The organism is Pontibacter sp. 13R65 (assembly GCF_047525655.1).
Lineage (GTDB): Bacteria > Bacteroidota > Bacteroidia > Cytophagales > Hymenobacteraceae > Pontibacter.
The window spans coordinates 64,614-88,255 of sequence record NZ_JBLIQL010000016.1 but is presented as its reverse complement, the minus strand read 5'-3'; the positions used below and the strand labels follow the sequence as shown (position 1 = coordinate 88,255).

Genomic DNA, 23,642 nt, shown 5'->3' with positions numbered 1-23,642 from the left:
ATTAGCCATATCAAGAAGTATAAGTAAAGACTTATACTTCCATGAAAAAGCTTTTACTACCGTTTTTGCTTGTGCTGCTGGCGTGGCCGGTATGGGCACAGGCTTCTGCTCTCACTTTTAGTACCCGGAGAGGAGAACCGTTCCAGATGTACCTGAATGGCAGGCTGGTAAACCCGGTGGCGCAGAACGTGGTGCGGGTAGCTAACCTGCAGCCAGGGCAGCATTTAGTAGAGTTCCGAATAAGAGGGCGCTACGGCATTTACAGAACCGGCGCTACGGTGTTGCTGCCTACAGGCTACGAGTCTACCTTTGAGCTGGTAGTAGGTAGGCGAAGTGGGCGGGTGCGGGTGCAAAAGTTAGGCGATGTGCCGCTAAGGCCGCCTATAGCCAGCCCTGTGCCTCCGTCGCAAGGTCGGCCAGGAGGTAACCCTGGCGATTATAATACTCCTCAGCTCCCACAGGAGCCAGAGCCACCCCTCCAGAACCAGGACGAGGACTATTGCCAAAATGTAATAACCCGCTACGATTTCGATAAGCTGTTGGAATCGATAAAGGCTAGAGAGCAGGAGAGTACTAAACTCACTATTGCGCGCGCCGCCATAAGAAGCAACAGCATTACAGCGGAAGACTTAAAAGAACTGCTCGACCAATTCGGCTACGAAGGCTCACGGGTAGAGTTTGCCAAGTTTGCCTACGACTCTGTCTGCGACAAGGAACGGTTTTATTATGTATACGATGCCTTTGAATTCGATACCAGCATTCAGGAAATGGAACGCTATATCAATAGCAGAAGGTAGGCCTATAGCCCTCTTAAACAAGCAAGGCCCCGGCTCAACTGCCGGGGCCTTGCTTGTTTAAGAGGGCTGGTCTTTGGCATTTTAGAACAGTAATGCTTTCGGAAGGGCAAAAACATTAGAATAATTTAAAAGAAGCCCTTAACTTATTTGGCTCTAATCAGTTAGCGAAGCCTGTCTACAGAGCGTACCAGATCTTCGTCTCTTTTTATAAACCTGTTGGCTAATGCGTTTAGCAGCAGAGCCAGCACCGGCATATAAAAACCAGGTTCGTAAGTGCCCGCAACATCAGACGCTACCAAGTCGTTTGCGATATAGTTAGCCTGGTAAAAGGTAGTGCCAAACAGCGCCACCAGCACCAACGTATTAAAGAGCCCAAGTTTCATTTGGGTCAGGCGGTTCTTAAACTGGAAAATCTCGTATAGTGCAATGACAGCGGCTATTATAGCTAAAAGTCCGATAGCAATGCTTCCCTGCGAGGGTGTGGCGCCTGTGTTGGTAGTCTCACCCTGATCATTGAGGAAATGGGTGTCGAGCGAAAAAGCACTGAGAACAACAGTTTGGCCAGAAGTTGTGTCTGTTTTAGACCAGATATCAATAAAAAACATCGAAACCATGGCCAGCACCAATAAAAATAGAAATACGGATTGAATTCTTTGGATCATAAAGGCGTAAATTAACTTGCAAATTCACGCAAAAGTAGGTAAAAATCTAATGAAGGTCTTCAACTGATTATAAAATTACTGGATATATAAGCAAAAGAGTCCGTTCATTAAAGGTTGCTCAGTTGGTAAAAGTTTAATTTCAAAATTAGAACGCGGTTACCAGGGTTTTAATAGCCTATCTGCTTTGGGAGTGAGCACATTCATCTTGTACCGTACTACCTTTATTCTTGTATGAAAATGAAAACGGCTTATATTGTAGATGCAGTACGCACACCTATTGGTAGATTTGCAGGTGCCCTTAGCGCTGTTCGGCCCGATGACCTGGCAGCGCATGTGCTTAATCAATTGCTGCTGCGGAACCCGCAACTAAGCCCCGAACTGCTCGAAGATGTGATATTGGGAGCCGCTAACCAGGCCGGAGAAGACAACCGCAATGTGGCCCGCATGGCGCTGCTGCTGGCCGGACTTCCACAGGAGGTCGGTGGCTTAACCGTAAACCGGCTATGCGCTTCCGGGTTGCAGGCAATTATGGATGCTTCGCGGGCTATAGCCTGCGGCGATGGCGAAGCGTATATAGCCGGTGGCGTAGAAAGCATGACACGCGCTCCGTTTGTAATGGCGAAAGCAGCCACTCCTTATGCACGAACGGCCGAAATATACGACACCACCATCGGCTGGCGCTTTACCAACTCCAGCCTCTCAGCGCTGCACTACCCGTACAGTATGGGCGAAACTGCCGAAAACGTAGCCGATAAATACAACATTTCACGTGAAACTCAGGATGAGTTCGCCTACAATTCCCAGCTAAAATACCAGCAGGCGGCACAGGCCGGTAAGTTCAGCAGTGAGATTGTACCCGTTCGGGTACCACAACCCAAGGCAGAACCCCAGTTATTCAGTCTAGATGAGCATCCCAGGCTGGCCCCTCTCGAAAAGCTGGCTTCGCTGGCACCTGCCTTCAAAGAAGGAGGAACTGTTACCGCCGGTAACTCATCTGGCATAAACGATGGTGCCGCCGCAGCACTGCTTGTAAATGAGGACCTGGTAAAACGCCTGCACCTGAAGCCCCTGGCACGTGTAGTAGCCATGGCAGTAGCTGGCGTAGACCCAGCCTGCATGGGTATGGGGCCAGTGCCTGCTGTAACCAAAGCTCTAAAAAGGGCTGGCCTAACCATCCCAGACATTGATTTAGTGGAGCTGAATGAGGCCTTTGCCTCACAGGCAGTAGCTTGTATGCAGCAACTGGAGCTAAATCCCGACAACGTAAATGTAAACGGAGGTGCTATTGCGCTGGGCCATCCCTTGGGTGCAAGCGGCACCCGCATTACCGCCACCCTGCTCCACGAGCTGCACAAGCGCCCCCAAGCCCGCTATGGCCTCGCCACCATGTGTGTAGGAGTAGGGCAGGGAGCAGCCGTTATTTTTGAAAAGGTTTAAAACCCTAGGCCTTTAACAAACCAAATCACCTCCGGAAGGCCTTTTTCATTAGAAGAATTTAGTTTGTTACTTGCTCGTAGTAGTTATAAGGTTAAGTTATTTAATGGTTTAGGAGAAGACGGGATATCAGAAACTTAGTTTAGCGATAAATAACTTCTAACTCAGAACCCTAAACTATAAACTACACAAAGTCTTCTTACCTTTGCCCCATGCGGTACTTCCTGGAAATGGCCTATAACGGCACCCGATACCATGGCTGGCAGGTGCAGCCAAATGCGCACACGGTGCAACAAGTGCTTGACGATTGCCTGAGCAAGGTGCTGCGTCATCCGATTAGCTCTGTGGGCAGTGGGAGAACCGATACTGGCGTGCACGCCAGTCAGCAGTTCGTGCACTTTGATGTACCGGAGCCGCTGGATGTGGAACAGGCCTGCTACCGCTTAAACCGCATCTTACCACCCGACATAGCAGCAAAACATCTGTATGCCGTGTCAGACGAGGCGCATGCCCGTTTCGATGCCTTTGCCCGCACCTATCATTACCGCATTACACTCAATAAAGATCCGTTTCTGACAGAATACGCTTATTATCTGAGTCGCCAGCCCCAGGTGCAGCTAATGAACGAGGCGGCTGCCATTCTGCTGCGCTACGAAGATTTTACCACCTTCTCTAAAGTAAAAGGCGATACCAAACACTACAATTGCAATATGTATGAAGCCGTGTGGGGGCAGTACGAAAATCAACTGCTCTTTACTATTCGGGCTAATCGTTTTCTGCGGGGTATGGTAAGGCTGGTGGTGGGCACACTGCTCGATGTAGGGAAAGGAAAGCTAACAGTGGCTGAGTTTGAAGAAGCCATTGCCAGCCGCGACCGACGAAATGCTAGTGGAGCAGCGCCAGCTCAAGGCCTATATCTGGCAAAAGTAGAATACCCGCCACACCTGTTCCTTCCTTCCTGAATCAGCTCAGCTAGCTTCTGCAGCGGTAGCTAGCTGATGCAATGCAGCAGCTTTCACTCGTTTAATAGTCCCGCCAATTGTTGTACTCTTGCAATAAAGCAATTGGGTTTGTGTGCCAACAAAATAATCAGAGAGTAAAGCAATGTTATTTTGCTATAACACACGAATAGAGGCTAAAACAGGTCCTGTAAGGCATACCTAGAATCAGGTATGTTTAGCAACATAAAATTTACCCTAAAATAATTTTTATATATATAATAAATTTTATATTTACGAATAAATGAGCAAAGTGCATTAAAATTAGGACAAAATGGATGTGTTATATAATTTTACTTATTTAATGCATAAATGCCATTTGTAATTATAATAGATGTAGCTATACTTGCTGTAACATAGGACTTTCGCAAATTGGCTAGTTGGAAGCTATTATAATTAATGTATCTGTTGCTGATCTCTGCTCTGTTATAGTATTAGTAAAAAATATAGTAATCAATACTCCAATAAGGGCTTAGAGATGTTTTATTTTAAGTTAAATAACTGATTTTCTTTGAAGATGTAAGCAACTTTACACTGTTTCTGCCCTGCATTTTTACGTTGGAGGCTTGTATGAGCTTGCCAGCATTACGCAAAATATTATAACATAAAATCTTCTGCTGCTTCTTGAGCAGCACTATAACTGCGCTTTGCCCAGTACTTAATGTATAAGCTTTGTACAAGCATAGTATTCTTACACATAGTTCCTGTGGTACCTATGCCCCGGGCACTATTCCGATTACATAGTCTATTGGTTATCTCGTTATTACCCAACCTTTCTATATGAATTATAAGGGAGAGTCAAGGAAAACTGTGCTTGCTATTTTGCCCTCGCCTTCTGCAAAAAAGCTTTTCAGCTTTTTGCTTTTGCTGGGCTTTTTGGTTGCTGGAGCCATTACAGGCTTTGCCCAGCCGTCTAACAACGGTTGGACCTTACACAGTACGCAAAGTGCGTGTAAGCATTTACTACAATTCTGCCAAGTGTGAGCAGCAGGATGTGATTTTAATTAAACTGAATAACTCAGGAAGATTGGGGGTAGAAGCTACCTGGAAAGAGTGTTTTATCTTGAGCGGGAAAGAAGTGTACGTGAACGAAGGACAAGCTAAAAGCATGCCCTTAGCAGTAGGCGAGGCTATGATATAAGACTGCACCTTATCCGATAACCCCGATGCACTTCAAACGCCAGCTTACCAATACGTGTCGCTGCTTAGAAAAGGCATAACCAGCTTCGGTATCTAAGATTTTATAATTACTTCTAAATAATACTAAGCAATTTTTATATGAGGACAATTTTACGTTTTTTACTATTCCTAACTTTTGTAACAGGCAGCCTGACAGCGTTTGCCCAAGGCAAAGTTTACATCCGTACCAATACCTGCGGTGCCTTCTGGGAGCTAAGCGGCAACGAAGTAGCCATGGATGCGGTTTTTGGAGCTGGTAATTGGCAGCAGCAACATTTCGAAACAACTAACACAACCACACTATTCTCTGCCAGCAACGACTTTATTTTTATAGAAGGCAGTAACTGCGGCACCGAAGAAATGATTGAGTTTATTGAGGCTAACAGAACTGCTATAGAAGCCTGGGTAAGCAAGGGCGGTAAACTGCTTCTTAACGCTGCCCCAAGCGAGGGCCCTTATATTATTGAAATAGGTTTTGATGATGTGCAGTTAACCTGGGCCGAAGATGGTTCTTATGGCTTTTATGGAGAGAAAGCGAATGCAAAACACCCTATTTTCAGAGGACCGCTAAAAACAGTGGGTGCAGAGTGGAGTGGTAGTGCATTTGCACACCACAAAATACTTGGCTCTGGCCTTACAAGCATTATTAAAGACCTGGAGTCGGACGAAGTGTATCTGGCCGAGAAAAAGTGGGGGAACGGCACCGTTCTTTTTGGTGGCTTGACCCTAGCTTTCTTCCAGGGCGATTACGGCGACTGGGCTCCGGCTGACGAGGTTGCCAACATTCATAGAAACCTGCTATCTTACTTAGGTACCAATGACCTTGAATTTGGTACCTCCGGATCTATTGCGTACTGCCATGGCTCAGAGCTGAAGGTGCCTTTTAACGCTGTTGGGTTCTACAAGCCTGGCACAACGTTTATATTACAGCTTTCTGATGCTACCGGCAGCTTTAGCGCACCTGTTACCATCGCCACTTTTACAGACGCAACCGCAGAAGAAATAACGGCTTCGGTACCAGCGAACATACCAGCAGGAACAGGCTACAAAATCAGGTTGGTGGTAAACGACTATGGTCTTGTATCGCCTCCTGTTGATCTGGTGATAAACACTTTGCCAACCTTTACCAGCACCAAAACCGATGTGAGCTGTGTTGGAGGCAATAACGGTTCTATTACTTTACATGCTAATAGCAGCGGTTACTTGTTTGCCATTAACGGAGGCGCTTACAGCACTCACAATGTATTCCGAAATTTAGAGGCCGGTACTTACACGCTGCGTGCTAAGGCTGCTACAGGTTGCGAATCTGTAGCACATACGGTAACCATCGAAACAACGCCAGACACTACCTTGCCTACCATTACAGCGCCTGCCGCTATCACAGTAAATGGTGCCGCCTCTTGTGGTGCTGTTAACGTAGCCTTAGGCACCCCTGTTACGAGCGATAACTGCGGAGTGGCCAGTGTGGTAAACGACGCGCCAGCAACTTTCCCTGCCGGCACCACAACCGTTACCTGGACCGTAACCGACAAGGCTGGTAACAGAGCTACTGCCACGCAAACAGTAACTGTAACCGGTGTAACATCTGCTTTGGCCGTGTCTGCTTCAGGTGGAGCTGGAGCCAATACCATAGTGCTAGGCTCCGAGTCGCAGAGTATTACACTTACGGCTGCCAACGGTGCCAGAAACTATGTGTGGTCTGGAGCAGCTGCAGGCTTAGCCAAAAGTACCGGTGCTACTACCGTGTTTACACCAAGTGCTGCGGGTACTTATACTATTGCTGTTACAGCCACTACAGCCCAAGGCTGTGCAGTTGCCGGTTCAGCAACCATTCATGTAATAGATGCGCGCTGTGGCAACAAAAATGACAAAGTGCTTGTTTGCCACAATGGCCAAGAGATTTGTATAGCAGAAAGTGCTGTAAAAGCGCATCTTGCCCACGGCTGCACCTTGGGCTCCTGCAATACTGCTGCCATAGCTTCTGTTTCTAAAGAGAAAAAAGCATTATCAGTTGAGGCAGAGGATAACAGCCTGGTGGCTTACCCGAACCCGTTCGGCGAATCAACTCAGATCAGCTTTACACTAAAACAAACTGGCGACTACCGCCTGGAGCTTTTCGATTCTAAAGGTTTGTTGGTTAATACGTTGGCGGCAGGCGAAGGCGTGGCTGGTGCAACGCATGCTTATCAGTTAAATGGCAGCCAACTGGCTAAAGGCGTTTACATTGCCCGTTTTGTAACGGCTGGTGAAGTTAAAACCTTAAAAATTGTGCTGAATAAATAGCATTTCAAGTTCTTCGGTTCCTGCACTTTAGCGGGAGCAGGGACACTCTAAAAAAGCAACGCCCCGGCTGAAACAGCCGGGGCGTTGCTTTTTTAGAGTGTCGAGATGGCAGAAGCAATTAACCCACAGGCAAAATCCGGAAGAGGACGGGAGCAATATCCCACCTAAAAATCTTAACTTTACAATCTGTTAGCATCAGGAGCACGTACAGTAGAGACTGATTTTGCGTTAGCTTTAGATCTGACTACAACAAAGATTTCTCTATTTTGGAAAATACACCCAAAGCAACAGGTAAAGCATTTGACTCTGATGTGCTGAAGCGGCTATTCACCTTTGTGAAGCCATACATCAAGACATTTAACTTTATCGTTTTCTTAACATTTGCCTCTGCCGTGCTCTCGGCAGTGCGTCCTTTCCTGATCCAGTACACCGTAGACCACGATATTCTGGAGAATGACTGGGAAGGCCTTAACCGCATGTTCGTAATACTGGCGGTGCTGCTGGTGGTGCATGCCATTGTGCAGTACCTGCACACATATTTTGCCGGATGGCTGGGGCAGCACGTGGTGCGCGACATTAGGATAAAGCTCTACCGGCACATTCTGAACCTGCGCCTCAAGTTTTTCGACCGCACCCCCATTGGCACGCTTGTAACCCGCAACGTGTCGGACGTAGAAACGCTCTCCGATGTGTTTAGCGAAGGTCTGGCCGCCATGATCGGCGACATTCTGCAGTTAGTTTTTATTGTAGGGTTCATGTTTTACATCGATGTGAAACTGACACTGGTGAGCCTTTCTACCTTCCCGCTGATGCTGATCAGTACCTACATATTCAAGGAGAAAATTAAGGGTACTTTCCAGGAGGTGCGCACGGCGGTGGCAAGGCTCAATTCCTTTGTGCAGGAGCATATTACGGGTATGAGCATTGTGCAGATCTTCAACAACGAAGAGCGGGAGATGGAGAAGTTCCGGGAAATAAACAAAGAGCATACGCGCGCCAACATACGCTCCGTACTGTACTATTCCATTTACTTTCCAGTAGCAGAGATTATTGCCGCAGCGGGTCTGGGACTGCTGGTGTGGTATGGTGCCTACGGTGTGCTCGACGATAGCATTACGCTGGGCACGCTCATGGCCTTTATCATGTACATTCAAATGTTCTTCCGGCCAATACGGCAGATCGCCGACCGCTTTAACACGCTGCAGTTGGGGGTGGTGAGCACAGAGCGCCTCATGCGCCTGCTCGACAGCAAAGAAATGATTGCCGATACCGGGTCTTTCTCGCCTGCCACCATCAGAGGCGACATCTCCTTCCAGAATGTTTGGTTTGCCTACCAGGACGAGGAGTGGGTGCTGCGCAATATTTCGTTCGACATGAAAGCTGGCGAAACAGTGGCCTTTGTAGGGGCTACAGGTGCCGGCAAAACATCGGTTATCAACCTGCTCAACCGCTTCTACGAGATCAATAGCGGGCATATTTTTATAGATGGGCACGACCTGAAAGAATATGACCTGGGTGCTTTGCGGCATCACATTGGGGTGGTGCTGCAGGATGTGTTCCTATTCTCCGGCACCATTGCCGATAACATTAGCCTGGGCAACAAAAACATTACGGAGGAGCAGATGTGGCAGGCGGCCGACCTGGTGGGAGCCCGTAAGTTCATAGAGCGTTTGCCTGGTGGCTTGCACTACCCGGTAATGGAACGCGGCGCCACGCTTTCAGGGGGGCAGCGGCAGCTTATTTCTTTTGTGCGGGCCATGGTGTACAACCCGCAGATCATTATCCTGGACGAAGCCACCTCCAGCGTAGACTCCGAAACCGAAGAACTGATACAGTACGCTATTGAGCAGCTCATGCGCGGCAGAACTTCCATTGTAATTGCCCACCGCCTCTCCACCATTCAAAAGGCCGATAAAATTATTGTAATGGACAGAGGCGAGATAAAAGAGACAGGCAACCACGAGGAGCTGCTCCGGCACAACGGCTTTTATGCACAGCTGTACCAGATGCAGTACAAGAACATGATTAACTTATGAACAAAAAATTTTTAGGAATTATGCTGCTCCTGATTGCAGCAGGAACTGGTCTTTTTGCCTGGCTGGGGGGCTTTAGCGGAACAACTGTTACCAGCACCAACTCACAGGACCTTATTATAGCGGGCAAGGCCTTTAAGGGGCACACCAAAGACCAGGCATTGGGCAATACATTCAGGCAGGTAGCGCAGGTGCTCGACCAAAAGGAGCTGGAGGGGGTGCCTGCTAATATTTATTACAATAACCCCGACGAGGCCAGCGATACCATCAGTGCTTTTATCGGGGTGCTGCTGCCCGACACAACACAGCGTTTGCCTGCAGATTTTGAACTGCGCACTGTGCCCGGTGGCCGTAAGGTGCTGCGGGCAGAGGTAAATGCCCACTACATGCTGGCGCCTAATAAACTCTACGAAGCCCTCTTTGACTACGCAGAAAAGCAGAACCTGAAGCTGGAGCCATTTTATGTGGAGTGGTTCCCGGAAAATAAGAAGGGGGTGGTAGAGGTGCCGGTGCTGGAGTAGTTTATAAGTTTTGCTCCTGATGAGCAGCAGCAGGTGCAATAGCCTCCGGTACTCATCTTGCAGGGAAAAATAAATGGTTTAGTTTCCTGTCTATTCCGCTAGTGCGAGGTTGCAGCTCGTACTTTTATCCAATGACTTTTCAGAATGGGCCATAATAGGTTGTTTTGGATTGACGCTTATAATGCCGTAGCCTTAAGAAACATAAGGTACGAGCTACAAGCTCGCACCAGCAACCAGCAAGCTGCTTTTCCCTACAAGATAACCCTACAGCGGCTCTCCTGTTGCTCCTTCGAATTTACTGGGCATAAAATCAACCGTCATTAATTTTCTCAAGAATCTCCTATGAACACAGCCGCTATTCTCGCTCAGTTAGAGTCGTTGGGTAACCCCGCCAACAGGGAGGGCATGGGCCGGTTTGGAATTTCAGTTGAAAATGCGCTAGGCATAAAGATGCCGGTTATTCAAAAGCTGGCCAGGGAACTGAAACGAAATCACCCGCTGGCACTGGAACTGTGGCAGACTAAGGTGCATGAGGCAAGGCTGCTAGCAGTGTACATCGCAGACCCAATGCAGGTAAGCGAGGCGTTAATGGAACAATGGGTAAAGGATTTTAACTCCTGGGACTTGTGCGACCAAACCTGTGGCGTGCTGTTCGATAAAACACCTTTTGCAGTGAGTAAAGCAAAGGAGTGGGCGCAGCGGGAGCAGGAGTACCAAAAGCGTGCAGGCTTTGCCATGATGGCCACCCTTGCCATACACGACAAAAAAGCACCCGACGAACAGTTTCTGCAGTTCTTCCCGCTCATAATAGCCCAAGCGGGCGATGAGCGCAATTTTGTGAAAAAAGCCATCAACTGGGCGCTTCGGCAAATCGGCAAGCGCAGCCTTATGCTGAACCAGGCCGCTATAGTAGCGGCGGAAGAAATAAAGCAACAGGCCTCAAAAAGTGCCCGTTGGATTGCGGCAGATGCCCTTCGGGAGCTGCAAACCCCAGTGCTGGCGGAGCGGCTACGGATTAAAGCTTCAAAGTGAAAATCTCACTCTATGCGCAGTACTGCGAGCTATGGAATAACCACAATTAACCAGACTACCCCTGAGGCTCATAAAGGCAAAAATACCTCCGGAAGGCCTCTTTCATTAGAAGAATTAGTCAACTTATCTGCTTTTAGCTGGCTTACTGTTCGCAAGGTTTATCCATATCGGCGGGTGCTAAAACAGGAAAAGCCGGCAATTCTTTCAAATGCCAGCTTTCTATTTTCTGTTACTGTACCAAGTTGTTATTCTGCAGCTGCTGCCGTGCTTGTGCCGTCTTTCAGCTCCACAATTTTTGCCCTTAGGGCATCCAGATCGGGCTTATGGCCTTTTGCTACCTCTGCTGCATCGAGCTCCATTAGCATCTCCTGCATCTGTTTCAGGTATTGCGCTTTGTCTTTTTTCAGGCAGTCTTTTTTAAGGTCGTGGCAGTTGCCGTTTTCGTCCATAGGCTTAAACATACTACCTTCACCATATATCAGCCACTTCGAGTTCAAATCAGGGAAGTGCTTGATAATCGCGACGAGTTCATCTAACATGTAATCTTGTCCGCAGATAATATTTTCCAGCACTTGGGTGTCGCTACCCGTTATCTTCTGAATTTCTGGAATTTCAAGCTCTTTCAGGTGTGTGTAAAACCTAAACCTTTTCCCTATTTGTTGTAAATCGATGGCCATAAATCGGAATTTTTTTAGATATTCAGATAACTATACGTATCTATAACAGAATCCGTCATAAAAAATTCCAGACCAACCGTTGTTATTACTTAACCCGGTAAAAGTATATGCAAAAATAGCTTGTATTAGTCCAGTTCTTCTGTTTGTAACTGCCTTTCATACAGTTCTTTATAAAGCCCCTGCTCCCGAATCAGGACTTCGTGTGTGCCGTGCTGCACAATCTCCCCATCTTCCAGCACCAGAATGCGGTCTGCCAGCTTTACCGACGACACCCGGTGCGAGATAATAATGGAAGTTCGGTTAGCCATAATGCGCTGCAAACTGTTCAGAATAGCATTTTCTGTCTTTGTATCTACTGCCGAGAGAGAGTCATCGAGAATGAGGATGCTAGGCTCACGCACCAGTGCCCGGGCAATAGACACCCGCTGCTTCTGCCCACCTGACAAGGTAATGCCCCGTTCGCCTAGTTTTGTCTCGAACTGCTCCGGAAACCGGATAATATTTTCGTACACGTCGGCATCTTTAGCTGCCTGCACCATTTGCTCCTCCTGTATATCTGGTAAACCAAAGCCAATGTTGTTACTGATGGTGTCGGAGAACAGGAAAACATCCTGCGGCACATAGCCAATCTGGCTGCGCAGGTTTTTGAGGTTATAGTCGCGCACGTCTATGCCATCTATTAGGATGCGGCCGCTGGTTACATCGAACATGCGGGGCAGCAGGGTGGCAATGGTGCTCTTGCCAGAGCCCGTGTTCCCGATTACGGCCAGCGTTTCGCCATGCTGAATCCGGAACGATACATTCTTCAGCGCATGGATGTTAGTGTCCGGGTAAACAAAGTTCACATCTTCGAACACAATATCGCCTTCTATCTGCTTGCTGATGTTGTTGCGGGAGATAATAGTGGTTTTAGTATTTAGGAACTCGTTGATACGCTCCTGCGAGGCAGCGGCTCGCTGCACCAGGCTAGCCGTCCAGCCAAGGGCGGTTACGGGCCAGGTAAGCATGTTTACGTAAATCACAAACTCGGCAATGTTACCTGTGGTGATGCTGCCGTTCATCACTTCCTGTCCGCCAATGTAAATGGTAATAATCGTGCTCAAACCCACCAAAAAAAGAATGAGCGGGAAAAAGAGCGAGTTTACAAAGTTCAGGTCCAGCGATTTATCTTTGTAGGTGTTGCTGGCGGTAGTAAAGTTATTGTGCGAATCATCTTCGCGCACAAACGATTTGAGCACCCTGATACCTGAAAAAGCCTCCTGTACAAAGGTAGTGATGCCGGAGAGGCTGCGCTGGATCTCATCAGACTTTCGCTGGATAATGTTATTTACATAATAAATACTGATGGCCAGGATCGGCAAGGGCAGCAACGTATAGAGCGTGAGCTTTACGTTAACCGAGAGCATATACGGTATTACCATCATAAACAGCACCACCAGGTTGAGGCCGTACATAATGGCCGGCCCCAGGTACATGCGCACCCGGCTAACATCTTCGGAGATGCGGGCCATCAGGTCGCCGGTGTTGTTTTTGCGGTAAAAGCTGAGCGGCAGGCTCTGGTAGTGTTCGTAAATCTCGTTTTTCAGGTCGTTCTCGATCAGGCGGCTCATTACGATAAGGGTTTGGCGCACAAAGAACAGAAACAGACCGCGCAGCAGCGCCATAGCTAAAATCACTATGCCATAAACTAATATGCTCTTTGCGAAAGTATCGTAGATGGTCGCCTGCTGGGTCATACCCTCGTAGAGCTGGTGCAGGTTTATGCCTTCTTTAATCAGATCAAAGGCATAGCGCACCACCTGCGCCGGCAGAATCTGAAAATAATTGGAGATAATAGTAAATACGAGCCCCCAGAAGAGCCTCGATTTATATTTTAAAAGATATTTATTTAAGTAGCTTAACGATTTCACAGTTTTATAGCTTCAGGCACCTTGGCTTTTACGTAGACTTACAAAGTACAAATTGAATTCTTAAAAAAAAGAAGTAATTTTGCGCTCGCAAACGGCAGGCTGTATCACCCACTCTGTACAAAGATAAGCAACCCTTAATCAATTGCATTGATGGTAAAGACGAAAGAAGTAAAACAGCAGCAGGAAATGTCGGTATTTAGTCAGCTCGCAGAGCACAACCACGAGAAGGTTGTTTTCTGCCACGACCACGACACCGGTCTTAAAGCCATTATAGCTATACACAATACTGTGTTGGGGCCTGCTCTGGGTGGTACGCGCATGTGGGCCTACACTTCAGAGGCTGAGGCACTGGAAGATGTACTGCGCCTATCGCGGAGCATGACCTATAAGGCCGCCATTTCAGGCCTCAATGTAGGAGGGGGCAAGGCTGTCATTATAGGCGATGCCGCCAAAGACAAGTCTGAAGCGCTTTTCCGGAAATTTGGTCGCTTTATCAAAAACCTGAATGGCGCCTTTATAACGGTAGAAGACATCGGTACTACTTCTAAAGACATGGAGTACATCCGTATGGAGACAGAGAGCGTGGCAGGTATGCCTGAGACAATGGGCGGAGGCGGAGACCCATCTCCAGTGATGGCCTACGGCACCTACATGGGCATAAAGGCAGCTACAAAAAAGGCTTTTGGAACAGACTCACTGGATGGGAAAAAGATAGCTGTGCAGGGTGTGGGAAACGCCGGAGTTTTTCTGGTGGAGCTGCTAACCAAGGAAAATACAAAAGTCTTTATTACCGATATCTATGCAGACCGCCTGCGCGATGTTTCGGCTAAATACGGGGCACAGGTAGTCGGCATGAACGAAATATATGATCTGGATGTAGATATATTTTCGCCCTGCGGGCTTGGCGGCACTATAAACGATAAAACTATAGACCGGCTCAGGTGCAGGATTATAGCAGGAAGCGCCAACAACCAACTCCGCGATGAGCAGGTGCAGGGGCAGGCCTTACAGGAACGGGGCATTTTTTATGCGCCGGATTTTCTAATAAATGCCGGAGGCCTTATAAACGTGTATTCCGAGATAGTGGGCTATAACAGAGAGAGAGCCTACGCACAGGCCGAGCGCATTTATGGCTATACGCTCGAGATTTTTGAAAAAGCCGAAGAAGAAGGCATTTCTACCCAGCAGGCTGCCATTCAGATTGCTGAAAAGCGCATTGCAGATATTGGGAAGGTAAGGTCATCTTATTAGAAATGAGTACCGGGAAGGTTTGAGAAGAAGAGTGCTGCACTACCTGCGGCACTTTTGTGTTAGGTGGCATATGCTCACGGAACAAAATAAAAGTTAGTAGTGTAAGTCAATAGCTTTGTTCCAAGTACGGCCTGGTGCTCCTAATTAAGTACTAGTATACAACACAACGTTCTTTATATTTAACATTATGCTCAACCGCAGAACATTACGAATCAAGGCGATGCAAGCAATCTATGCCTATACGCAGGCCGAAGGTTCAGATTATCTGCTGGCGTTAGACCAGATAGGCGAGGATTTCGCACCAGATCTTAACTCGATGGAGGTGCAGGACAAAAAGCTGCTAGAAGGCAAGAAGCAGATCGCCACGCTCCTCTTTAAAGAGTGGCACGAAACAAAGAAATTCGAAACCGACGAAACAGATAAAGAAATAATCGGTGCGGTAAACAGAGCCATCGGTTGGTATCAGAACCAGCTTAAGAAAGATTATAGTGCCTATGCAAACCAGATGGTGGGTGCTGTAGAGCGTATTTACGATCATTACCTGGCTACCCTGCAAATACTGCAACTGCTGGTAAGCCTGATAGAGGAGGAGGAAGAGAAAAAGGAGAAACGTTTTACGGAATCTAAAGGTCCGAATGTAAAGCAGTTTTTGCGCAACACGGTGGTGCAGCGCATTCTGGCAAACAAATCTTACCAGGAGCACATTATCCGCAGAAGCATTAGCTGGGGCTCCGATATAAGCGAAATAAGGCTGGCTTACAAGAATGTGCTGAAGCAGGATGAAGCCTTTCTGAACTACTTGGCATTGCCTGAACCCACTCCTGAAGACGACCTGGAGATCACCAAACATATTTTTAAAAACATTATTTTTAAAGAAAAAAACTTACAATCTTTGTTTGAAGAGCAGGATTTGAACTGGTTCGAGAACAAGGCCATTGTAAAAAGCCTCGTGAACAAAACGGTGAAATTGTTTGGCGAGGAAACAGCCGGAGAAGACCTGAAACTGCTTGACCTGTCTGCCAACTGGGAAGACGACAAGGCCTTTTTTGAGGAGCTTTACCACCAGACCCTCCAGGACGATGAAAAATACGAAGCCCTTATTTCCGGCAGTGTAAAGAACTGGGATGTGGAGCGCGTGGCCTCCCTTGATAAGATAATCCTGAAAATGGCGCTTTGCGAAATGCACATCTTCCGGAGTATACCCGTAAAAGTAACTATTAACGAGTATATAGAAATATCTAAGCTATACAGTACACCAAAAAGCAAACAGTTCGTTAATGGTGTATTGGATAAAATGGCGCAGGAGCTTTCTACCAAGGGAGATATCCGTAAGTCAGGCAGAGGCTTGATAGACAACAAGTAGCCTTCTGGTAATATCGTAAAAGAGAAAAACACGTACGCGACTATATAATTTGGAATAACTATGAGTAAGACGACAACAGCCTTAGTAGCCTTTGTATCAGGTGCTGCCGTTGGAGCCGCAGTTGGCATTCTGTTCGCCCCCGAAAAAGGTATAGAAACCCGCAGCTGGTTTAGCTATCGCCTGGAGAAATACCGCGATACGCTTTCTGACCTTCTGGAGCAACTGATGCTGAACCGCGACATGATGCCATCTACTGCTAAATCGGAAGGACAGCGAGTAATTCAGGATGCCAAAGAAAAAGCTGAAAAGCTATTAGGAGATGTAGACTCACTGATCAACGAAATAAACAGTAGAAAAGAAATCTAGAAGAATGACACAGATAACACTTATACCTGGCGATGGCATTGGACCTGAAATTACAGAAGCTGTAAAAGCCATTTTCAGCGCTGCCAATGTACCTGTAACCTGGGAAGAGGAGAATGCTGGCCAGACAACCTTTGATGCCATGGGAGAGCTTTTACCAGCCTCTCTCCTTGCGTCGCTGGAGAAAAACAAAGTAGCCTTAAAAGGTCCTATTACCACACCGGTAGGTAAAGGATTTAAAAGTGTAAATGTGCAGTTGCGCCAAATGTACGACCTGTACGCTAACGTAAGACCTGCCAAAACCACACCCGGTATTACCTCCCGGTTTAGTAATGTAAACCTGGTGCTGTTCCGCGAAAACACCGAGGGCCTTTACTCCGGCCTCGAGATTTTTGACGAGCGCCTGCAAATTGCCGACTCCATTTCGCGTGTAACGAAACTTGGTTGCGAGAAAATAGTTCGTGCCGCTTTTGCCTATGCTGATAAGCATGGTTGCAAAAAAGTAACGGTAGCGCACAAAGCCAATATTCTGAAGCACGCCGGCGCCATGCTGCTGAACGTTTCTAAAGAGATTGCGAAAGACTACCCGCACATTCAGATGGAAGACAAGATCATCGACAACATGTGTATGCAGCTGGTAATGAAGCCGGAGCAGTTCGATGTGGTGGTTACAACTAACCTTTTCGGCGATATTCTTTCTGATTTGTGTGCCGGTCTGGTAGGTGGATTAGGCGTAGTGTCTGGTGCCAACATAGGCGATAACATGGCTATATTTGAAGCCGTGCACGGCTCTGCCCCAGATATTGCCGGCAAAGGCCTTGCAAACCCGACAGCACTGTTGCGCTCTGCTATTATGATGCTGCACCACATTGAGTTGAAGGACTATGCCTATAAAATAGAGAAGGCTCTCGACGCAACCTTAGGCCAAAAAGAAGAGTGTACCGGTGACCTTGGCGGCAGCGCCAGCACCATGCAGTTCGCTCAGAACATTATTGCCAAGTTAGGCTAAATCTGAATTTAAATTTGCCATGAAAAAGAATCTGTTTTTTTCGTTAAGTCTGGCTGTTGCCCTGCTGGCAACAAGCTGCGACCAAAACAATACCTCCAATAACACAACAGCCGGAGAAGCAGCTGCTAACACCGAGCAGGCCTCTGCCACCATCGATAACCCTAACGTAGTTTCTTCTGATAACGAGACGGCAACTACAGGCAACGGTGCGGTAATAGCCTTTGAGGAGAAGGAGTATAATTTCGGCACTATTAACCAAGGCGAAGTGGTTAGCCATACGTTCAAATTTACCAACACAGGCAGCACGCCGCTGGTAATCGAAAGTGCATCTGCCACCTGTGGTTGCACAGTGCCTCAGCCGCCTAAAGACCCCATTGCACCAGGCCAGAGCGGCGAAATAAAAGTGCAGTTTAACAGCACAGGCAAGTCTGGGCAGCAGCAGCCGATTATTACGGTAAGAGCCAACACAGAGCCAAACATTGTGCAACTGTCGCTAAAAGGCACAGTGCAGGGTACTTATCCTACGGCAGGTGCCCAAGGTCCGGTAAGACAAAATTAAAATTTAAATTCCGCGTTAAAGAATATCAAAAACAATATGCAGACTATATTTCTTCAGGCCGCATCCGAGGGCTTCCCGGTGCAGTTGGTTATGTTCGGAGCCATTATTCTGGTAGCTTACTTTTTTATGATCCGACCACAACAGAAAAAAGTGAAGGAGCAGAAGAAGTTTCGTGATGAGCTCACAAAGGGTATGGACGTGATCACGATAGGTGGCCTGCACGGAAAAATAGTGGCAGTAGACACAGACACTGTGCTGCTGGAAGTAGACAAAGGTATCCGTTTAACTTTTGATAAGGCTTCTATTTCTATGGAAGCTACTACCAAAGTGAAATAAAGCACGAGCAGCTTTGCCATTTGAGAAACTCAAAAATATAGTTCTATGGGCATTCAGGCCCTTTAGACCACAAACAAAGCAATACTGGAGAATAGTATTGCTTTGTTTTATGGCAGCCTCTACTTTCTGGCTGCTCAATGCTTTAAACAAAAGCTATTCTACACAAACAACATACCCGATTAAGTTTGTGTACCCTGAGTCGCGGCTGGTGCCCGTAAAGCCGCTGCCGGAAGAAGTAATTATAAACGTGACTGGTAAAGGGTGGAAACTGCTTCGCAAATCGCTGAAGGTAGATGTGAAGCCTGCTGAAATCCAGGTAGCCACTTTGCCCCGAAACAACTATGTGCTTGGCTCTTCGCTGCGGCCGGCTCTCGTTAATTCCTTAGATGGATTAGTGCTGAACTTTGTGGTGACAGACACCATCTACTTCGACATTGATGAGAAAATAAGGCGCCGTATTCCCTTACGCCTCGACCCGAAGCAGAAAATAACAGATGACCGCTTCTCTGTAGTAGGACCCGTTACCATAGAGCCAGATTCCATTACTTTTGTAGGGCCTTCTACCATGGTGAGCACCCTGCCAGATCCTTTTTTGCTACGGCTGCCAAACACACTTACTGCCCCTGCCAAATTAGAAGTCCCTATTAACTTCGATAACAAGCCTCTTGTAAAGTCCAATGTTGCACAGGCTACTGTGTCTGTTAATGTAAAAGGGCTCGTGCAGGAGGAGCGCCAGATCATTCCGGAAATAGTAAACGCACCGCCCGGACGTAAGCTTAACTTACGCCCTGCTTATGTAATGGTGCGGTATCAGCTGCTGGAAGACTCTGTGGCCATTATAAACCGCGATACCTTTAGGGCAGTGCTGGACTTTGCCAAATACAACTCCCGCGACTCTACGCTGGTGCCGGAGCTAATTCAGAAACCTTTGGGTGCCCGCCGCGCAAGGCTTTGGCCGGAACGTGTAAAAGCAGTTGTAGAAACAGACAGGTAGCTATGCGCAAAATAGGTATAACGGGAGGTATAGGAGCCGGCAAGACAATAGTATGTCGTGTATTTCAGCTGCTCGGCGTACCTGTTTACGACTCCGATGCCAGAGCCAAATGGGTAATGCAGCACGATGCAGTACTGAAGGATAACTTAACAGCTGCCTTTGGACCAGCTGCATACACACCTTCCGGAGAGCTTAACCGCCCTCACATTGCCAGTATAGTATTTAATAACCCGGAGCAGCTCGCCCGGCTCAACAGCTTGGTACACCCCCGCGTAGCCATCGACTTTGAGTCATGGGCGCTTGCACAGGCTCCCGCACCCTATGTGCTGAAAGAAGCAGCGCTTATGTTTGAGTCGCAGGCCTGGAAGCAGATGGATGAGATCATTACTGTATTTGCCCCCTTGGATGTTCGTATGAAGCGCCTGCTCGCACGGGACCCGCACCGTACAGAGGCTGACATCAGAGCCATTATAGAAAAGCAGCTTCGGGAAGAAGAAAAAATGGCTCGTGCCGATTATATTATTTATAACGACGATCAGCAACTCCTCCTCCCGCAGATTACAGCCCTTCACAAGCATTTTCTCGCCCCACAGTAATCCTTCGCATCAGCAAGTTATCAAAGCCTCTGGAAGGCCATTTTCATTAGCAGAATTGTTGTTTGCCAGCTAAACTATTCCTTTTCATTTATGCCTTATAAATTGTGAGGCAAGAGATAACAGCAGTAGCAACTAGCGCAGTAGTTTGTATAAGCATAGACCCTCCTCTGGCTGTGACAACGGCATTGAATGGCCTTGTGGCAGGTGCTTCATCTAAGTCTAAGCTTCTCGTAGCTTAAAAAGGCTCCGGAAGGGTTATTTCATTAGAATAATTTCGAAGTTATTGAGCAGTTGCCAATTTGGGTATGGCTAAGCTAGCAAGAATTGCTGCAGGAGAGTTTTAGCAAGTTTGTTTTCTACGCTTTAAATTTTGCCTGGTAAGGATGCCCTAATATTTATTGACCTGATAAGCCGTTACCTATTCAAAAATGGTGAAGGAAGCGGATAAAAAGCTTAGAAAAAGAGCTGATACTGAGAAGGGTAGAAATAAAAAAAGGACAACTTTGCAGTTGTCCTTCTGTGGGGCGTACTGGATTCGAACCAGTGACCCCCTGCTTGTAAGGCAGGTGCTCTGAACCAGCTGAGCTAACACCCCGATTTTTTGTTTTGGTGACCTTTTGTCCCCGTTTGATGATGCAAATATGGGGCATATTTTTGTAACTGCAAAACATTTGCAAAAAAAATGTAAAAATTTTTTTTGTGGCCCCAGGCCCCTTTGTACCCCTTTATTAAAACTGTACCTTTATGTTTTTATAAGGTGCTTTAAACCTGATATTTCCATTGAAGAAAAGAGGTGTTGTTAAAAAAGTGCTATTCTATACTGCCCTTATAATTGTGGCAGTTATAGGCATTGTGCTTGGGGCTGTGTATACTTACCAGGATAAAATTATCGGCATGTTTGTGACCGAAGCGAACAAGCATATCCGCACAAAGGTGGAAGTTGAGAAAATTTCGCTTTCGCTTTACGAGAAGTTCCCGCATGTGGCTGTGGCACTCGACAAGGTAAACGTGCTGGAGAGCGTGCCGGAAAGTAAGTCGTCGTTGGGGCGGGCCGAGAAGCTTTATTTTACCTTTAGCCTATTTGACCTGGTACGCGGCAAGTATAACCTGCGGCAGGTGTATGTAGAGCAGGGCGAACTGCACGTGCGGGTGCTAAAATCGGGAGAGGTGAACTACGAGATTTTTACCCGCGATACCACGGCCACTGTATCCTCAGAAGACTCGGAGAAGCGGGAGTTTTCTTTCAACCTGGATAAAGTGGACCTGCGTAAAGTTGGAGTGAGTTACACCGACGAGCGACTAAACCATATTTTCGAGGCCTATGCCGATCAAATGACTGCTTCGCTTACCCTGGCTGCCGACACCATACAGATGCAGACGGCAGGTAGTGCTAAAGTAAACAGAATAGCTATAGGCAGCAGGGAGTACTTCAAAGAAAAGAATGTAGACCTGCAGACGCTGCTAACGATTCACCGGCAGAACAAAACAATAACCTTACAACCCTCTGTCGTTAAAATTGAGGAAGCAGCCTACCAAGTTGGCGGCACCATCGGTTACGGCGGCGCCACCAAGTTCGACCTGAAACTGGAAGGTAAAAACACAAACGTACAGTCGCTGTTGTCGTTGCTGCCCCAGGATGTTACCCGCAATTATAACCAGTACCGCAGCGAAGGCGATGTATATTTCGATGGGCTGGTGCAGGGCGAGCTGTCTGAAAAGCAAACGCCGGGCATCTCCTTTAACTTTGGGTGCCGCAATGCTTCTTTTTATCACCCGAATATAAAGCAAAAGGTAGAGAAGGTAAGTTTTTCGGGCTCCTTTACCAACGGCAGCAGGCACAATGCTACCACCTCTGCCATAGAACTGAAAAACCTGACCGGCAGACTGAACGGCAGAGCCATTTCGGGTAATCTGAGTTACCTGAACTTTGAGAACCCGACCATTGCCTTTGATGTTAAAGGTGTGCTGGATGTAGGCTTTTTGCTCACCATGGCCAAGTTAAGCGAGATAAGGGGAGGAAGTGGCCTGGCAGATGTTAAGCTTTCTTACAAGGGCAACCTCGATGCCTTTAAAAAGAGCCCGGCCAGCGGTGCTATTAACACGTCTGGCGATGTTACCCTGCACCAGGTGTCGCTTTCGCTAAAGGAGCTGCCACTGCCGCTAACAAACCTGAGCGGCAACTTTATGTTTAAGCGTAGCGATGTGGCCGTATCTGACTTTAAAGGCAAGCTGGGTAAGTCTGACTTTGTGCTGAATGGCATGTTCCGGAATATTATTGCCTGGTTGCTGGTAGATAAACAGCGGCTCCTGGTAGAGGCGAACCTGAACAGCAGGCTGCTGGACCTGGATCAATTGCTGAGCGAAAAGTTTAACACACCGGAGGAAGCGCGTGCAGGAGAGGGGAGTGTGGTGAAAGTGGCAGCTGCCCCCAAAGCAAGCCGCGGAGAAGCCTATAAGTTTGTGGTTTCGCCGCATGTAGCCTTCGACCTAAGCGCCGACATCCGCAACGTAAAATTCAGGCGTTTTAAGGGCAGTAACATAAAAGGCAGAGTAGAACTGCGGAACAAGGTTATTTCTTCACCTAATATCTCTTTTAATGCTATTGGTGGCAGCTTTGCTGTGCGTGGTGCTCTGGATGCCCGCCAGCGCGACCACCTGAAGGTAACTACCGAAACCAAGCTGACGAATATGCAGGTAGATAGCCTCTTTTTCGTGTTCGAAAACTTTGGGCAGCAGTTTGTACAAGACCATCACCTACGAGGCCGTCTGACGGCTAAAATCGCCTCAGAACTATACTTCGATAGCCACCTCAATTCTAAAACGGACCTGATGCAGGCCGAGATTGCCGCTACTGTGCGCGATGGGCAGTTAATTAACTTCGCCCCCATGCAGAAAATGTCGGTTTTTGTAAACCGCTCCGAACTGGCCAACATGCGCTTTTCGGAGCTGCACAACAACTTCTGGATACAAAAACGCACCATTTACATACCTGAGATGGACATTAGCTCTAACCTGTCTTCGGTGCCTGTTGTATCGGTTTCCGGTACGCACACCTTCGACCAGGACATGGACTACAAGATAAAGCTACCCCTGCTGCAAAAGCGGAAGGCAGATAAGGATGCCGTATACGGTGTAGTGGCAGCAGACCCCAACGCAGGAAACAGCATGCTCTTTTTAAGGCTGAAGGGGAAAGAAGACAACTTTAAGATAAGTTATGATGAGGCGAGGGTGCGCGAAAAAATAAAAACCGACATAAAAGAAGAGAAGCAGCAACTACGCGACCTCCTGAAAGGTAAAAAGCCGAAGCAGAAAGAAGAGAAAAAGGTAGAGTTGCAGCAAGGAGAATATTTTGACTTTTAAGGCCGAAACAGCAAGGCTGACTTTTTTTCTCCTGCCTGTTTACCAGAAGCCACATCGATGCTTCACCATTCATTTACTCAGTTTCACCTGATGTTATTATCCAAAAATCAAAAAAATATGGTTTGGACATAACTACCTGTATTATATCCCGTTAAAAATTCAAAACAGGCAAAGAAACTGAAGGATTTGCCACTGCATTTATAATCCGCAAAGGGTATGATGCAGGGGGTAAAAAGAAAATAAAGTAATACAAGACATAAGGGTGAAAAAAAGAGCCGGAGCTTC

The 23,642-nt window shown here is 47.4% G+C and carries 20 protein-coding genes and 1 tRNA gene; 17 read left to right on the top strand and 4 right to left on the bottom strand.

All coding sequences use genetic code 11. The annotated features are described in order from the left end of the window. Positions 1-41 precede the first annotated feature (41 nt). Positions 42-797 (top strand): DUF4476 domain-containing protein, encoded by a 756-nt coding sequence (locus ACMA1I_RS17040; protein WP_337069626.1) that lies wholly within the window; start codon positions 42-44, stop codon positions 795-797. 161 nt (positions 798-958) lie between these two features. Here the strand turns inward: ACMA1I_RS17040 and ACMA1I_RS17035 are convergent, their stop codons facing one another. Next, positions 959-1,459 carry a DUF4293 domain-containing protein gene (locus ACMA1I_RS17035; RefSeq protein ID WP_337069625.1) on the bottom strand — a complete coding sequence of 167 codons (501 nt, stop codon included), beginning with the start codon at positions 1,457-1,459 and terminating at the stop codon, positions 959-961. 237 nt (positions 1,460-1,696) lie between these two features. Here ACMA1I_RS17035 and ACMA1I_RS17030 point away from each other — a divergent pair, with 237 nt between their 5' ends. The 7 genes from ACMA1I_RS17030 to ACMA1I_RS17000 all read left to right on the top strand — a co-directional run bounded on the left by ACMA1I_RS17030 (position 1,697) and on the right by ACMA1I_RS17000 (position 10,939). After that, positions 1,697-2,896: an acetyl-CoA C-acyltransferase gene (locus ACMA1I_RS17030; protein WP_337069651.1), complete on the top strand. Its 1,200-nt coding sequence runs from the start codon at positions 1,697-1,699 to the stop codon at positions 2,894-2,896. 209 nt (positions 2,897-3,105) lie between these two features. Then, positions 3,106-3,855 carry a tRNA pseudouridine(38-40) synthase TruA gene (truA, locus tag ACMA1I_RS17025; RefSeq protein WP_337069624.1) on the top strand — a complete coding sequence of 250 codons (750 nt, stop codon included), beginning with the start codon at positions 3,106-3,108 and terminating at the stop codon, positions 3,853-3,855. 982 nt (positions 3,856-4,837) lie between these two features. Beyond that, entirely contained in the window at positions 4,838-5,032 is a 195-nt protein-coding gene (locus ACMA1I_RS17020) for a hypothetical protein (RefSeq protein WP_337069623.1), read from the top strand. Between the two features lie 137 nt (positions 5,033-5,169). Beyond that, positions 5,170-7,353 (top strand): T9SS type A sorting domain-containing protein, encoded by a 2,184-nt coding sequence (locus ACMA1I_RS17015; protein ID WP_337069622.1) that lies wholly within the window; start codon positions 5,170-5,172, stop codon positions 7,351-7,353. Positions 7,354-7,619: 266 nt separating this feature from the next. After that, positions 7,620-9,389 (top strand): ABC transporter ATP-binding protein, encoded by a 1,770-nt coding sequence (locus ACMA1I_RS17010; RefSeq protein ID WP_337069621.1) that lies wholly within the window; start codon positions 7,620-7,622, stop codon positions 9,387-9,389. Continuing rightward, on the top strand, positions 9,386-9,907 hold the full coding sequence (locus ACMA1I_RS17005) for a GyrI-like domain-containing protein (protein WP_337069620.1): 522 nt from the start codon (positions 9,386-9,388) through the stop codon (positions 9,905-9,907). The genes ACMA1I_RS17010 and ACMA1I_RS17005 overlap by 4 nt, the downstream gene beginning before the upstream one ends. 342 nt (positions 9,908-10,249) lie before the next feature. After that, positions 10,250-10,939, top strand: a complete 690-nt coding sequence (locus ACMA1I_RS17000) for a DNA alkylation repair protein (protein WP_337069619.1) — start codon at positions 10,250-10,252, stop codon at positions 10,937-10,939. Positions 10,940-11,184: 245 nt separating this feature from the next. On the opposite strand, the gene ACMA1I_RS16995 is transcribed toward ACMA1I_RS17000, so the two are convergent. Both ACMA1I_RS16995 and ACMA1I_RS16990 read right to left on the bottom strand, forming a co-directional pair. Then, a complete protein-coding gene (locus tag ACMA1I_RS16995; RefSeq protein ID WP_337069618.1) occupies positions 11,185-11,616 on the bottom strand; it encodes a hypothetical protein in 432 nt (143 codons plus the stop codon). Positions 11,617-11,741: 125 nt separating this feature from the next. Then, on the bottom strand, positions 11,742-13,526 hold the full coding sequence (locus ACMA1I_RS16990) for an ABC transporter ATP-binding protein (protein WP_337069617.1): 1,785 nt from the start codon (positions 13,524-13,526) through the stop codon (positions 11,742-11,744). Between the two features lie 150 nt (positions 13,527-13,676). Between ACMA1I_RS16990 and ACMA1I_RS16985 the strand changes: the two genes are divergently transcribed. The 8 genes from ACMA1I_RS16985 to coaE all read left to right on the top strand — a co-directional run bounded on the left by ACMA1I_RS16985 (position 13,677) and on the right by coaE (position 19,997). Next, positions 13,677-14,777, top strand: coding sequence for a Glu/Leu/Phe/Val dehydrogenase (locus ACMA1I_RS16985; protein ID WP_337069616.1), 1,101 nt, complete (start codon positions 13,677-13,679; stop codon positions 14,775-14,777). A gap of 220 nt (positions 14,778-14,997) precedes the next feature. Further along, complete coding sequence (gene nusB, locus ACMA1I_RS16980) at positions 14,998-16,140, top strand: transcription antitermination factor NusB (protein ID WP_337069615.1); 1,143 nt, start codon at positions 14,998-15,000, stop codon at positions 16,138-16,140. A gap of 60 nt (positions 16,141-16,200) precedes the next feature. After that, positions 16,201-16,506 carry a YtxH domain-containing protein gene (locus ACMA1I_RS16975; protein WP_187262831.1) on the top strand — a complete coding sequence of 102 codons (306 nt, stop codon included), beginning with the start codon at positions 16,201-16,203 and terminating at the stop codon, positions 16,504-16,506. A 4-nt stretch (positions 16,507-16,510) separates the two neighbouring features. Then, positions 16,511-17,512, top strand: a complete 1,002-nt coding sequence (locus ACMA1I_RS16970) for an isocitrate/isopropylmalate dehydrogenase family protein (protein WP_337069614.1) — start codon at positions 16,511-16,513, stop codon at positions 17,510-17,512. A gap of 19 nt (positions 17,513-17,531) precedes the next feature. Beyond that, on the top strand, positions 17,532-18,071 hold the full coding sequence (locus ACMA1I_RS16965; protein ID WP_337069613.1) for a DUF1573 domain-containing protein: 540 nt from the start codon (positions 17,532-17,534) through the stop codon (positions 18,069-18,071). A gap of 36 nt (positions 18,072-18,107) precedes the next feature. Further along, positions 18,108-18,407: a preprotein translocase subunit YajC gene (gene yajC, locus ACMA1I_RS16960; protein ID WP_337069612.1), complete on the top strand. Its 300-nt coding sequence runs from the start codon at positions 18,108-18,110 to the stop codon at positions 18,405-18,407. Positions 18,408-18,516: 109 nt separating this feature from the next. Continuing rightward, the gene (locus ACMA1I_RS16955; protein ID WP_337069611.1) at positions 18,517-19,401 is read left to right on the top strand and encodes a hypothetical protein; all 885 of its coding nucleotides are present in this window, start codon (positions 18,517-18,519) and stop codon (positions 19,399-19,401) included. 2 nt (positions 19,402-19,403) lie between these two features. Further along, complete coding sequence (gene coaE, locus ACMA1I_RS16950; RefSeq protein WP_337069609.1) at positions 19,404-19,997, top strand: dephospho-CoA kinase; 594 nt, start codon at positions 19,404-19,406, stop codon at positions 19,995-19,997. Between the two features lie 520 nt (positions 19,998-20,517). On the opposite strand, the gene ACMA1I_RS16945 is transcribed toward coaE, so the two are convergent. Then, positions 20,518-20,592: transfer RNA gene (locus ACMA1I_RS16945), tRNA-Val, on the bottom strand. Positions 20,593-20,777: 185 nt separating this feature from the next. Between ACMA1I_RS16945 and ACMA1I_RS16940 the strand changes: the two genes are divergently transcribed. Next, complete coding sequence (locus tag ACMA1I_RS16940; protein WP_337069608.1) at positions 20,778-23,357, top strand: AsmA-like C-terminal region-containing protein; 2,580 nt, start codon at positions 20,778-20,780, stop codon at positions 23,355-23,357. The last annotated feature ends 285 nt before the right edge of the window (positions 23,358-23,642 follow it).